General features: G+C 71.9%; 11 protein-coding genes. 3 read left to right on the top strand and 8 right to left on the bottom strand.

Annotated features, from left to right (window positions below):
• Nucleotides 1-246: 246 nt before the first annotated feature.
• Nucleotides 247-2694, bottom strand: a complete 2448-nt coding sequence (locus ACN26Z_RS09110) for an FtsK/SpoIIIE family DNA translocase (RefSeq protein ID WP_282239633.1) — start codon at nucleotides 2692-2694, stop codon at nucleotides 247-249.
• A 112-nt stretch (nucleotides 2695-2806) separates the two neighbouring features.
• Here ACN26Z_RS09110 and ACN26Z_RS09105 point away from each other — a divergent pair, with 112 nt between their 5' ends.
• The gene (locus ACN26Z_RS09105) at nucleotides 2807-3286 is read left to right on the top strand and encodes a YbjN domain-containing protein (RefSeq protein ID WP_421460664.1); all 480 of its coding nucleotides are present in this window, start codon (nucleotides 2807-2809) and stop codon (nucleotides 3284-3286) included.
• A gap of 116 nt (nucleotides 3287-3402) precedes the next feature.
• Nucleotides 3403-4905 (top strand): YbjN domain-containing protein, encoded by a 1503-nt coding sequence (locus ACN26Z_RS09100; RefSeq protein WP_421464589.1) that lies wholly within the window; start codon nucleotides 3403-3405, stop codon nucleotides 4903-4905.
• A gap of 48 nt (nucleotides 4906-4953) precedes the next feature.
• Here ACN26Z_RS09100 and ACN26Z_RS09095 read toward each other — a convergent pair whose 3' ends face one another.
• From ACN26Z_RS09095 to ACN26Z_RS09070, 6 genes are all read right to left on the bottom strand, one after another.
• Complete coding sequence (locus ACN26Z_RS09095; protein ID WP_421460662.1) at nucleotides 4954-6138, bottom strand: S1 family peptidase; 1185 nt, start codon at nucleotides 6136-6138, stop codon at nucleotides 4954-4956.
• Nucleotides 6139-6304: 166 nt separating this feature from the next.
• Complete coding sequence (locus ACN26Z_RS09090; protein ID WP_093410143.1) at nucleotides 6305-7996, bottom strand: ribonuclease J; 1692 nt, start codon at nucleotides 7994-7996, stop codon at nucleotides 6305-6307.
• A 52-nt stretch (nucleotides 7997-8048) separates the two neighbouring features.
• Entirely contained in the window at nucleotides 8049-8975 is a 927-nt protein-coding gene (gene dapA / locus ACN26Z_RS09085) for a 4-hydroxy-tetrahydrodipicolinate synthase (protein ID WP_093410140.1), read from the bottom strand.
• 78 nt (nucleotides 8976-9053) lie between these two features.
• The gene (thyX, locus tag ACN26Z_RS09080; protein WP_421464587.1) at nucleotides 9054-9797 is read right to left on the bottom strand and encodes an FAD-dependent thymidylate synthase; all 744 of its coding nucleotides are present in this window, start codon (nucleotides 9795-9797) and stop codon (nucleotides 9054-9056) included.
• A 62-nt stretch (nucleotides 9798-9859) separates the two neighbouring features.
• Nucleotides 9860-10477, bottom strand: a complete 618-nt coding sequence (locus tag ACN26Z_RS09075) for a DUF2752 domain-containing protein (RefSeq protein ID WP_421460660.1) — start codon at nucleotides 10475-10477, stop codon at nucleotides 9860-9862.
• Nucleotides 10474-11703 carry a winged helix-turn-helix domain-containing protein gene (locus tag ACN26Z_RS09070; protein WP_421460658.1) on the bottom strand — a complete coding sequence of 410 codons (1230 nt, stop codon included), beginning with the start codon at nucleotides 11701-11703 and terminating at the stop codon, nucleotides 10474-10476. Before ACN26Z_RS09070 ends, ACN26Z_RS09075 begins: the two co-directional genes overlap by 4 nt.
• Nucleotides 11704-11781: 78 nt before the next feature.
• On the opposite strand from ACN26Z_RS09070, the gene ACN26Z_RS09065 reads away from it, so the two are divergent.
• Nucleotides 11782-12336, top strand: a complete 555-nt coding sequence (locus ACN26Z_RS09065; RefSeq protein WP_421460656.1) for a GNAT family N-acetyltransferase — start codon at nucleotides 11782-11784, stop codon at nucleotides 12334-12336.
• Here ACN26Z_RS09065 and ACN26Z_RS09060 read toward each other — a convergent pair.
• Nucleotides 12232-13554 (bottom strand): glycosyltransferase family 87 protein, encoded by a 1323-nt coding sequence (locus ACN26Z_RS09060; protein ID WP_421464585.1) that lies wholly within the window; start codon nucleotides 13552-13554, stop codon nucleotides 12232-12234. The two genes, ACN26Z_RS09065 and ACN26Z_RS09060, sit on opposite strands and share 105 nt — an antisense overlap.
• Nucleotides 13555-13573: the final 19 nt, after the last annotated feature.

The following is a 13573-nucleotide window of genomic DNA, read 5'->3' as shown; positions in this document are numbered from 1 at the left end:
TCTGCTTCAACCCACGCAACCGCTTCTGAGCTGGGGCGATGAAAACGCATCCGCCGCCAGCGGACGATCGACCGTTACCTTCGGTGACCGTTGCGTATATTGAAGCAGAGCAAAGGGGGCAGAGGGGTAGGTGAGTTCTCGGGCAGGAATTCACCTTGAGTAACGAAGGTTGGTCAGCTCGCCCAACGGCTGCGGCTCGGCGAGCACCTCGACGCCCGCCTCGGCCAGCCGGCAAGGGGCGTCGGCTCAGCCATCGCCGCCCCGCAGACCCTCCAGGACCTCTTCCAGTTCGTCCGGCTTGACCAGCACGTCACGTGCCTTGGATCCTTCCGACGGGCCGACCACGCCCCGGGTCTCCATCAGGTCCATCAGCCGGCCCGCCTTGGCGAAGCCGACCCGCAACTTGCGTTGCAGCATGGAGGTCGAGCCGAACTGCGAGGTGACCACCAGCTCGACCGCCTGCGTCAGCAGGTCCAGGTCGTCGCCGATGTCCTCGTCGATCTTCTTCTTGCTGTCCTGCGCGGGGGTCAGCACGTCCGGGCGGAACTCCGGCTCACGCTGGTCCTTGCAGAACTTCACCACGTCGTTGATCTCGCGCTCGGTGACCCAGGCGCCCTGGATCCGCACCGGCTTCGAGGCGCCCATCGGCAGGAACAGCCCGTCGCCCCGGCCGAGCAGCTTCTCCGCGCCCGGCTGGTCGAGGATGACCCGGGAGTCGGCCAGCGACGAGGTCGCGAACGCCAGCCGGGACGGCACATTGGCCTTGATCAGGCCGGTCACCACGTCGACCGAGGGCCGTTGGGTGGCGAGTACCAGGTGAATGCCGGCGGCCCGGGCGAGCTGGGTGATCCGTACGATCGAGTCCTCGACGTCGCGCGGGGCGACCATCATCAGGTCGGCCAACTCGTCCACGATCACCAGCAGGTACGGGTAAGGACGCATCTCGCGCTCGCTGCCCGGCGGCGCCTTGATCTCGCCGTTGCGCACCTTGCGGTTGAAGTCGTCGATGTGCCGGACCCCGTTGGCGGCGAGGTCGTCGTAGCGCATGTCCATCTCACGGACGACCCACTCCAGTGAGTCGGCCGCCTTCTTGGCGTTGGTCACGATCGGGGTGACCAGGTGCGGGATGCCCTCGTAGCCGGTCATCTCGACCCGCTTCGGGTCGATCAGCAGCAGCCGCACCTCGTCCGGCGTGGCCCGGGTCAGGATGGACATGAGCAGGCTGTTCAGGCAGCTCGACTTGCCGGCCCCGGTGGCCCCCGCGATCAGGATGTGCGGCATCTTGGCCAAGTTGGCCACCACGTAGCCACCCTCGATGTCCTTGCCGAGAGCGACCACCATCGGATGGTGGTCGCTGGTGGCGGCGCGCGAGCGCAGCACGTCACCGAGGGCGACGTTCTCCGGGTCGGTGTTCGGGATCTCCACACCCACCGCGCTCTTGCCCGGGATCGGGCTCAGGATGCGGACGTCCGGTGACTTCACCGCGTACGCGATGTTGCGGGAGAGCTGGGTGATCCGCTCGACCTTGACGCCGTGGCCCAGCTCGACCTCGTAGCGGGTCACCGTTGGGCCCCGGGTGAAGCCAGTCACCGCCGCGTCGACGTCGAACTGGTCGAAGACACCGGTGAGCGCGGCGATCACCTCGTCGTTGGCCTTGCTGCGGGTCTTCGGGGCGGCCCCGCTGCCGAGCATGTTCGACGGCGGCAGCGTGTAGTCACCAGCCAGGCCGGTCAGCGCCAACTGCTCGGCCCGGGTCGGCGCGGGCGAGTGCTCCGGCGGCTCGGCGGGCTTGCGGCTGGCCGGTACCCGGGACGGTGCCTTGCGCGGCAGGACCATGGTCTCCTGCAGGTCCGCGCCGTCCAGGTCGTCGAAATCGTCCGGGTCGACCGGCGGTGCCGCACGTTTGGCGGGACGGCGGCGAGTCGGCGTCGCAGGCGCCTCCGCCGTCTCCGCCTCGTCCTGCCCGACCACCCCGCCGGCCAGCAGGCCGAGCCGCTCGGGGATCTTGTTGATCGGCGTCGCGGTGACCACCAGCAGCCCGAACACCAGCAACAGGACCAGTAACGGCACCGCCACCCAGGCCGTGACCGCGCGCTCCAGCACGCTGCCCACCCCCGCGCCGATCAGGCCACCTGCGAAATCCCGCTCGCCCGGGCCGGCCGGCTGCTGGCCGATGTGCAGCAGCGCCGCGGTGGAGACCAGCATGGACCCCCAGCCGACCAGCCCGCGCCCCCGGTGCTCGGGGTCGCCGGGCTGGCGCATCAGCCGCCAGGCGCCGATGCCCAGCAGCACCGGCACCACGATGGAGATCGCCCCGAGGAAGAGCCGCACCGTGTCGGCCAGTCGGGCACCGACCGGGCCGGCGGCCGAGAACCAGATCGCGCCCGCACCGAGCAGGGCGAGACCGATGAGCAGCAGGCCGGCGCCGTCGCGGCGATGCTCCGGGTCGAGGTCGCGGGCCGAGGCGGCCTGCCGACCCGCCGCGCGTACCGCCCAGCCGACCCCGTGGGCCAGCCCCATCCACAGTGCCTGGATCGCCCGACCGACGTACGCGGCGGGGCCCGGCCCCCTGGTCGAGGTACGGCGGCGTACCGGCGCACGGGTCTTCTTGGCCGGCTGGCGGGCACGACTGTTCGTGCTGCCACGCGGCGACGCGCCGCGCCGCCGACTCGCCTGAGGGGTACGGCCCGCCATAGCATCACCGTAACGGCGGGCCGGGTGATTGGCCGGTCATCCTGGTCGCTCCGCGTGTCGCAACGCGGTCCCTGCCGCCTGCCGTGATATTCGCCTCGCGAGGGAGTGTCCGATGGGGTCGCCGGAATTCGAGGACCACGCCGGCGACCCGTTGGCGGGTCATCCGTCGACGCTGCGACCGCTGACCCGGGAACTCGTCGCCGCCGTGCTGAGCCGTCGCGGTCACACCGTGGCCGGCGACGCCGACGGCGCGCTGGTGGGCAGGTGGGCGCAGGGGCACATCTGGTTCCTCCGCGCCGGAGACGCCGGGGAGTTGCTCCAGGTACGTACCGTCGCTGCGCCCGCCTTCGCGGTCCAGGACGTGCCGTGGCTGCACGACTTCTGCAACACCTGGAACCGGGACCGGTTCTGGCCGAAGGCGTTCGTGCACATCGACGACACCAATCAGGCCCGGGTCTGCGGCGAGGTCATCACCGACCTGGAACGGGGCGTCACCCCGCACCAACTGGATCGGCTGCTCGACCGGGGGATCTCGGCCGGCTGCCGACTCGCCGACGAGGTGGGCCGGTTCGCGGGGACGGCGCGCCCGTGACCGGGCCGGTCCCCGGCGCTCGCCGGAGCCGCGGCCGGGCGCGAGGCACCGCCCGGCCGGCCGACGGCGTACGCGCCGACCAGCGGATCGCCACCGCCCTCGCCGAGGCGAGGGACATGCCCGACGGCGAGGTGCGCGTCAGCGAGTTGGAACGGGTCGCCGCTCTCGCCGAGGCGGACGACGATCGGCGTACCGCGCTGGACGCCTGGGCCGAGCTGGTCGAGACGCACCTGCGCGGCGGCGAACGGTGGCGGCTGTTCGAGCCGGTCCGGCGTTGCCTGCGGGCAGCGGAGCCGGACGACGACACGCTGCGCCGCTATCGGCGGTACGCCGTCGAGGCACTGCTCGGCACCCCCCGCATCAGCCTGGACCAGGCTCGCGGCGTCCTGAACGGGCTCACCGAGGAAGGCGGCGAGGCGAACGCGGCGCTGGTGGCGCAGCTGCGGTGCCGGATCGCCGATCACGTGGGCGACGAGCCCGCCGCCCGCCGGTGGCTGGCACGGTGGCGGGTCGGGGCACCCGATCCGGCCGCCGGATGCCCCGACTGCCTGCCGGTACGGCAGGCGGAGCTGCTGGCCGGCTGGGGCGACTGGGCTGCGGCGCTCGACGTGCTCGATCCGTTGCTCGACGCCCCGGCCGGCTGCACCGCCCAGCCGGAGGCGGCCCTGACCGCGGCGCTGCTGCCCTGGCTGCGGGCAGGCCACGCGCGGCGGGCGGGTCACGCGCACGTACGGGCGTACCGGCGACACCGGACCGAACCCGACGGGTTCGGCCAGCTCGCCACCCACCTGCGTTTCTGTGCACTGGGTGGGCATCTCGACCGCGGTGTGGAGATCGTCGTCGAGCAGTTGCCCCGCCTGGACCGACCGCACGAGGATCTGTCCGTCATGGAGTTCGCCGCGGCGGCGGCGCTGGTCTGCGCGCTGGCGGGCGAGACGGCCACCGGTCGGACGATCCACCGACCGGCATACGGTGGACGGCCGGCCGCCGAGGTCACGGTGGGTCAGCTCGGCGCTGAACTGCTCGCCGTCGCGACCACGCTGGCCGGTAGCTTCGACGCCCGCAACGGCACCGGGCACCAGTCCGGCCGGATTGCCGCCTGGCTGGCCGAGCGTCCGCTCGTCCCGCCGGTGCCGCTGCCGGCCGAAGAGGAGTTCGAGTCGGCCGACGAGTTCGGGTCGGACGGTGACACCACCGAGCTGGCCGCGGACGAGATCGGCGCGCTGACGGTGACCATGATTACCGATGCGCTGGATCGGCGGGGTGACGGGTACACCGTCGATGCCGCCGGCACGGTGCTGGGACGCTGGGGCGATGCGGTGATCCAGTTCCGGCGGGCCGGAGAACGCCACGACATCCTGCACGCCCGGGTGGTGGCCGGGCGTCGGCTGGCGGCGACCCGGCGCACGGAGGCGTACGCCTTCTGCAACGCCTGGAACCGGGACCGGCTGCTCCCCAAGGCGTACGTGCACGAGCCGGGCGACGGTGAGCTGGTGCTGGCCGGCGAGGTGACCACCGACCTGGCGTACGGCGTCGCCCCGGATCAGGTCGCGGTGCTGGTCGACGCCGCCGTCCGCACCGGTGTCGCGTACGCGGCGGCGGTCGCCGCCCTGCCCTGACCCGACCCGGCCGGGCGCGGAAGAAGCACCCGGCCGGGATGGGGCGGATCAGCGCCGGCTGCTCAGGGCGCGGAAATTCTGCGTGGTGAGCAGGGTCAGGTTGTTGCCCTGGAGGATCTCGTTCACCGGCTGGTAGAACGTGGTACCACCGCGGACGCAGTCGCCGGATCCGCCGGAGGTCACGCCCTGCGCCTGGTTGCCCGAGATCCACGAGCCACCGGAGTCACCGGGCTCGGCGCAGACGTTGGTCCGTACCAGGCCGCCCACCAGCCCTTCCGGGTAGCGGACGGTGGCGTTGCGGGCCTGCACCGTGCCGCACCTGACCCCGGTGGTGGAGCCGGAGCGGCAGATCGACGAACCGACCGGCACCTCCTGCGAACCGGCCACCCGGGCCACCCCGCCCCGGAAGTCGGTCACCTCCGGCAGCACCCGGGTGTTGTTGTTGACCTGCACGAAGGCCCAGTCGTCACCGGGGAAGGACGAGGCCCGGAAGACGCCCTGCGGTGCCCGGTCGGCACCGGTGGTGCGGTCACCGACCTGCCCGCAATGGCCCGCGGTGACAAAGCCGCCAGCCACCGCGAAGCCGACCGAGCAACGGCCGCTGCCGATGAAGTACGGTTCGCCGCCGCGTACGTCGGCGAAGAGGCGTGGCTGTTCCTCGGTGGCCATCCGCACCGCGGTCCGCGGCACCCCGGCGCGGGCCACGAAACGCCACCCGGCCGCTTCCGCGCCCGGCTCCGCGAGGACCACCACGGTGTTGGCGGCGACGTCGACGTACCAGCCGGAGACCTGCTGGGCACGAGCGGCGGTACGGTCCATCCGCGTCTTGAGGGTGTCGAGCTGACGCACCCCACGCTCGACCACCTTCGGGACCGCCCCGGCGGCCCGGACCCGCTGCGCCTGTGCCGCGTCGGCGACCGCCACGTTGAGTTCGCTGCCGTCGGCGCTGAGCCAGCTGCCGCCGTAGGCCGCGCCGAGATCCGCCCGGAGCTGGTCGACCACCCCGGACGCCCAGCGTTCGGTCTTCAGACGCGCGGCCACCTGCGACTCGTCCAGCCGTAGGTCCCGTCGCATCGCCTCGACCACGTCGGGGTCGGCACCCTCCACCGCCGCACTGGTCGGTGCGCCGACCGGCGCGCCACCGTCACCGGCGAACGACGGCAGGGTGACCGCCGTCGCCGCGCCCAGAGCCGCCACCACGACACCGATGGCTGTCAATCGTCTGCGGTCCATCCGCCATGCTCCTCCCGGCTGGCGCGGTTACGCCTGCCGGCTCGGAGTACGGGCAAAAGGGCCGACCGGTTGAACCCGCCCACCGACTAATCGATTTGCTGACGCCGATGGGCCACCACCTGCCAGGTGTGGTGGCCCATCGAAGTCGGTCCGGTACGCCCGGTGGTCAGACCTCGACGACGGTGGGAACGATCATCGGGCGACGACGGTACGCGTCGTTGACCCAGCGGCCCACGGTGCGCCGGACGATCTGCTGGAGCTGGTGCGGGTCGGTGATCCCGTCCGCAGCGGCCCGGTTGAGCGCCTCGGTCACCAGCGGGATCACCGCGTTGAACGCTCCCGGATCCTCGGAGAACCCCTTGGCCGAGACGGTCGGGCCGGCGACCACCTTGCCGGTGACCGAGTCCACCACGACGGTCGCGGCGATGAAGCCACCGTCGCCGAGGATGCGCCGCTCGGTGAGCAGTGACTCGCTGACGTCGCCGACGGCCAGGCCGTCGACGTAGACGTAGCGGCTCTTGACGTGCCCCACCAGGCTGGCCCGCCCCTCGACCAGGTCGACCACGTCGCCGTCCTCGCAGAGCACCACCCGGTCCGCTGCCACGCCGGACTCGATACCCAGCCGGGCGTGCGCGCGCAGGTGTCGCCACTCGCCGTGCACCGGCATCAGATTGCTGGGCCGAACCACGTTGAGCAGGTAGAGCAGTTCTCCGGCCGGGGCGTGTCCGGAGACGTGCACCTTGGCCACGTCCTTGTGCACGACCACCGCACCGGCCCGGGCGAGCCGGTTGATCACCCGGTAGACGGAGGTCTCGTTCCCCGGCACCAGCGACGAGGCGAGCACCACCGTGTCACCGGGTGCGATGGTGATGTGCCGGTGATCACCGCTGGCCATCCGGCCCAGGGCACTCATCGGCTCGCCCTGCGAACCGGTGGACATCAGCACGATCTGCTCGGGCGGCATCGAGGTCGCCTCGTCGAGGCCGACGACCAGGCCGGGCGGGATGTTCAACAGACCCAGATCCCGCGCGATGCCCATGTTGCGGACCATCGACCGGCCGATCAGGGCGACCTTGCGACCGTGCTCGGCGGCCGAGTCGAAGACCTGCTGCACCCGGTGCACGTGAGAGGCGAACGAGGCCACGATGATCCGACCCCGGGCCTTGGCGAAGATCGCGTCGAGGACCGGACCGATCTCCCGCTCGGGCGTGACGAAGCCCGGGATCTCCGCGTTCGTGGAATCCGACAGCAGCAGGTCCACGCCCTCGGCACCGAGCCGGGCGAAGCCGGCCAGGTCGGTGATCCGGCCGTCCAGCGGCAACTGGTCCATCTTGAAGTCGCCGGTGTGCAGCACCAGCCCGGCCGGGGTCCGGATGGCCACCGCGAGCGCGTCGGGAATCGAGTGGTTCACGGCGAAGAACTCGCACTCGAACGGGCCGAGCCGCTCCCGGCCGCCCTCCCGCACGGTCAGCGTGTACGGCTGGATGCGCCGCTCGGCCAGCTTCGCCTCCACCAGCGCGAGGGTGAACTGCGAGCCGACCAGCGGGATGTCGGGCTTGTGCGCGAGCAGGTAGGGCACCGCACCGATGTGGTCCTCGTGGCCGTGCGTCAGGACGATCGCCTGGATGTCGTCGAGCCGGTCGAGGATCGGGCCGAAGTCCGGCAGGATCAGGTCGACACCGGGCTGCTCCACGTCCGGGAAGAGCACGCCGCAGTCGACGACCAGCAGCTTGCCGTCGTACTCGAAGACGGTCATGTTCCGGCCGATGGCGCCGAGCCCGCCGAGCGGTATGATCCGCAGTCCGCCCTCCGGCAGCGGCGGTGGAAGTTGGGCCTCCTCGTTGTGCGCCTCGGTCACGCGTTCACCTCATTCTGCGACGCCGTCACCCGGCGTCCGTCGTGTCGTTTGATCATTCAGGGAGCGGTAGGCCCGCCGCCGCGCAGTCGGCGCGCAGCTGGGCGATCTCGCCATCGGTGGCGTCCACCAGCGGTGGACGGACCGGCCCGCCCGGCAGGCCCTGCGCCGCCAGGCCAGCCTTGACCAGGATCACACCCTGGGTACGGAAGATCCCCGTGTACAGCGGTAGCAGGCGGCGGTGCAGCGTCAACGCGGTCGCCGTGTCGCCCGTGTCGTACGCCTCGATCATCTGCTTGGTCTCGGCACCGGTGAAGTGCGTGGAGGTGCCCACCACGCCGACGCAGCCGACGGCCAAAGCGGGCAGGGTGAGCGCGTCCTCGCCGCTGTAGTACGCCAGCTCGGCCCGGCTGGTCACCCAACTCGTCGCCGTCAGGTCGCCCTTGGCGTCCTTGACCGCGACGATGCGGCCGTGTTCGGCGAGCTGGACCAGGGTCTCGGTTTCGATCGCCACGCCGGAGCGGTGCGGGATGTCGTAGAGCATCACCGGCAGCCCGGTGGCATCGGCCACCTCGGTGAAGTGGCGTAGCAGACCGGCCTGCGGCGGCTTGTTGTAGTACGGCGTGACCACCAGCAGCCCGTGCGCACCGGCCTTCTCCGCGGAGGTCGCCAGCTCGATGGTGTGTCGGGTGTCGTTGGTGCCGACCCCCGCCACCACCCGGGCCCGGTCGCCGACGGCCTCCACCACGACCCGGATCAGGCGTTCCTTCTCGGCGTCGGTGGTGGTCGGTGACTCGCCGGTGGTGCCGTTGACCACCAACGCGTCGTTGCCCTGCTCCGCGACCAGATGATCCGCCAGCCGCGCCGCGCCGTCGAGGTCGAGCGCCCCGTCGGCGGTGAACGGGGTCACCATGGCCGTGAGCACCCGGCCGAACGGACGGGAGGCCGTTCGCACCGGAGCGTCGAGGTGGTCGTGCGTCATGGTGACAACCTATCGGACGGCCGACGGCCGGCCACCGGGGAAGGGCTCACCAGCCCCGGGCGGGCGGTCCGACGCCCGTCAGGACACCTGGGCGTACGGGCTCTGCGCCACCTCCGTGCCGTCGGGCAGCGTCGAGATGCTGAAGTCGGCGAAGACGTTCGGCGCGACCCGCTGCAACTGTCGGAGGCACTCCACCGCCAGCTCACGGATCTCCACGTCGGCGTGCTCGGTGGCGCGCATGCCGACGAAGTGCCGCCAGGCCCGGTAGTTGCCGGTCACCACGATGCGGGTCTCGGTGGCGTTCGGCAGCACCGCCCGGGCCGCCTGGCGGGCCTGCTTGCGCCGCAGGGTCGGGTTCGCCACGTCGGCGAAGCGCCGCTCCAGCCCCTCCAGCAGGTCGTTGTAGGCCCGTACGCTGGCCTCGGCAGCCTCGACGAACCGCTTGTGCAGTTCCGGGTCCTCGGCGATGACCGTCGGCTCCACCATCGCGGCGTCCCGCTCCGGCACGTACCGCTGCGACAGCTGCGAGTACGAGAAGTGCCGGTGCCGGATCAGCTCATGGGTGAACGAGCGGGACACACCGGTGAAGTAGAAGCTCACTGAGCCGTGCTCCAGCACCGAAAGGTGCCCGACCTCCAGAATGTGCGCCAGGTAGCCGGCGTTGGTGGCCGTCGCCGGGTTCGGCTTCTTCCAACTCTGGTAGCAGGCCCGCCCGGCGAACTCCGCGAGCGCCTGCCCCCCGTCGGCATCGGTCGACCACGGCACGTCCTCCGGCGGGTCGAACTGGGTCCACGCGATCAACCTGACCTGGGGCTGCACCATCTCCGGCATTCCTGGGACTGTAGTCGAGACCCACTGACGACCGGAAAACGCCGGTCCGGGCGCTACACGTAGAGGGCGGTGAACGGGGCCCAGGGCAGGTTACGGACCACCGAGAAGGCGAGCCAGGCGGCGAGGAACCCGCCGACCAGCTTCGGACCGATGCGTAGCTCGGGAAGCCGCCAACCGAACGCCTGCCGACCGGCCCAGGCGACGAAGAGGTACGCCAGGAAGGGCAGCGCGAAGACGAAGAGGAAGTGGTGACGGGCGGCGGCCGGCAGATCGGCGTGCAGCACGTACCAGAGGGCACGGGTGCCGCCACACCCCGGGCAGTCCAGCCCGGTGGTCAGCTTGAGCAGGCAGGTCGGCAGGGCATCGGGCGCGGAGCGGGTGGGATCGCTGAGCAGCGTGTACCCGATGCCGGCGGCGACACAGCCGACCGCGGCCAACGGCACCACCCAGCGCGGCGTGCGAGCGTGCATCCGGGTCACGAACCGGGTGAGCCGGTCGGACTCGACCACCGGATAGCCGGCTGGATATCCCGCTGACCAGTCGCCCTGCTGCGCTGCGCCCGCCGGCCCACCGGACGGGTGACCGGCGTCCAGGCGACCATGTGGGTGCTCGCCGTGCAGGTCGGTCTGCGGCTGGGCGTCCGGTCGGTCAACGCTCGTCACGAGCATCACCGTACACCGGCCACGCCCACCAGCGCGGCGGCCAGTGGTGCCGCGAGGTCACCGGCGGCCGGTGGCGCCACCGCGTCGAGGCCGAGCCAGCCGGCCAGCCGGTACAGCTCGGCGGCCAGCGCGATCGCCGTCTCCCCCGGGTCGACGCCCGGCTCCACCCAGGCGGCCGGCACCAGCAGCACCCCGGACTTGCGGTCCGCCTTCAGGTCGACCCGGGCGGTGAAGCGCTCGCCCTGGCGGAACGGCAGCACGTAGTAGCCGTACACCCGTTGCGGCGCGGGCACGTAGATCTCGATGCGGTAGGTGAAGTCGAACAGCCGCTCGGTGCGGGCGCGTTCCCAGACCAGCGGGTCGAAGGGGCTCACCAGGCCGTTGCCGCGTACCCAGCGGGGTAGCCGGGCCTCGGCGTGCAACCAGGCGGGCTGCCGCCACCCCTGGACCGTGACCGGTCGCAACTCCCCCGCCTCGACCAGCTCGGCGATGGCCTGCCGCGCACCGGCCACCGGCAGCCGGAAATAGTCGCGCAGCTCCGGCTCCGAGGCCACCCCGAGCGACCGGGCGGCGATGCCCACCAGCGTGCGGTGAGCCTGCGCGTCGGTAGGCGTCGGCGCGGCCAGGACCTCCGCCGGTAGCACCCGCTCCGGCAGGTCGTAGCGGCGGGCGAAGGAGCCGGTGCGCTGTGCCGCGCACACCTCGCCGGCCCAGAAGAGATACTCCAGGGCCTGTTTCACCGCCGACCAGTTCCACCCCCAGTTCCCGGTCTGTCGGGGTACGTCGTGCTCGATCTCGGCGACGGTCAGCGGGCCCCGGGCGGCCACCTCGTCGCGTACCCAGGCGACCAGGGCGGGCTGCTCGGCGGCGATGCGGCGCATCCCGCCCCAGGCGTCGGAGTGCGCCCGGGCCATCCGCCAGCGCAGCGCCGGATGCAGGGCGACCGGCACCAGCGACGCCTCGTGGCCCCAGTACTCGAACAGCTCCCGGGGACGGCGGTAGGCGGCGGAGTCGAGCAGCGTGGTGGGGTAGGGCCCGAGCCGGCTGTAGAGCGGCAGGTAGTGCGCCCGTTGCAGCACGTTCACCGAATCCATCTGGATCAACCCGACCCGGTCGAGCACCCGACGCAGGTGACGGCGGGTGGGCGCCCCGGAGGGCGCCGGATCGGCGAAGCCCTGCGCGGCCAACGCGACGCGGCGGGCCTGGGCGAGCGAGAGCGATTCCGGTGCGGCCATCGCAGGCAGGCTACGACAGGCGTACGACATCGGTGCGGACACTGGACCTGCCCGCCCCGGCGGCCTAGAACTACTTCCATGCCCAGCATCCGCCGTGAGCAGCCCGACGACGCCGAGGCGGTGGCCCGGGTGCATGTCCGCGGCTGGCAGGCCGGCTACGCCGGGATCATGCCCGAGGAGGTGCTGAACCGACTCAACCCGGTCGCCTGGGCGCAGCGCCGGCGGGCCCTCGGCACCGCCGACCCGGATCACCCGTTCACCACGTTGCTCGCCGAGGAGCACGGCACCCTCGTCGGGTTCGCCACCTTCGGGCCGTACCGCAACAACCAGGATCGCGGCGACCTCGACCCGGCGTACGGCGAGGTGGTCAGCCTCTACGTCACGCCCGAGAACTGGGGTGACGGCACCGCTCGGGCCCTGTTCGCGGCGGCCCGGACGGGCCTGCGCGAGTCCGGCTGGACGGAGTACCGGCTCTGGGTGCTGGCGGACAACGACCGGGCCCGCCGGTTCTACGAGCGGGCCGGGTTGTCACCGGACGGTGAGCGCTCGACCTATCCGGTGCCGTTGTCCGGCGGGCGGCCGGCGATCGGACTGGTCGAGTTGCGGTACACCGGCCGGCTCGACGGCAGCTGAATCCGACAGCGACGCTGAATCCGACGGCGACGCTGGATCCGACGGCGACCGGGGGGCGGCCCGACGCACCGGCAGGAAGGCCAGCAACGCCAGGCTGATCCAGACGTAGGTGTTGCCGAACAGGAAACCGTCGAGGCCGGTGAAGTCCTTCTCCCACGCCCAGACGATCCGGCTGGTCAGGAACGCGTACCCGATGGTGGCGCAGGCCAGCAGGACCCGGCGTCGGCGACCGCCCGGTGGCGCCGCCATGCCGCGGTCCACCAGCAACAGCAGGCCCGGCAGCAGCCAGACCAGGTGATGCACCCAGGTGACCGGGCTGACCAGGCACATCACCGCGCCGGTCAGGGCCAGCCCGGTGGCCTCGTCGCCCACGGACGCCGCGACCCGGGACCGCCACGCCCAGAGCACCAGCGTCGCGGCGACCAGCAGCAGCCAGGCCAGCGTGCTGGGGCTCTCCGGGTCCAGCCGGGCCACCACGCCCCGCAGCGACTGGTTGGAGACGAAGGCCAACTCGCCGACGCGCCCGGTGTTCCACAGGGCGCTGGTCCAGAACTCCCGGGAGGCGTCCGGGAACAGCGCCGCGGCCAGGACGGTCGCGGCGGTCGCGGTGCCCGAGGCGGTCACCGCCGCGCGCCAGCGCCCGGTCACCAGCAGGTAGACGATGAAGATGCCCGGCGTGAGCTTGATCGCGGTGGCCAGGCCGATGCCGATCCCGGCCCATCTGCTGCCACCCGGCAGCAGCCGGAGCAGATCCACCGCCACCAGGAAGAGCAGCAGCGTGTTGACCTGGCCGAAGTTGATCGTCTCGCGCATCGGTTCGAAGGCGGCGACCAGGCACAGCGCCACCGCGAAAGCGAACCAGCGGGTCCAGCCGGCACGCCGGGACACCGGGTCCAGCAGCCACCAGATCAGCACCGCGCTGGTCACCACGCCGGCCGCCACGCTCACCACGATCGCCGCATGCCAGGACAGGTACGCCATCGGCAGCATCACCAGGGCGGCGAACGGTGGGTACGTGAAGCCGTACTGGGTGCCGGGTTTGAGGTAGTCGTAGATCTCCCCGCCGTCGTGCACCCACCAGACCAGGGCACCCCGGTACACCTGCAGGTCGAAGAAGCCGTGCCGGACGGCCGCCACGGACAGGAACCCGGCCACCGCGACGGCGAGCACGATCACCGCGGCGACCTGTCCGATCGTCCGCCTGGCACCCTGCGCCACCGTCGCCTCCCTCACCCTG

It is taken from the genome of Verrucosispora sp. WMMD703 (assembly GCF_049178935.1).
Classification (GTDB): Bacteria; Actinomycetota; Actinomycetes; order Mycobacteriales; family Micromonosporaceae; genus Micromonospora; species Micromonospora sediminimaris.
Note: the sequence above shows the minus strand (reverse complement) of the source record. Positions and strands in the feature narration are given on the sequence as shown.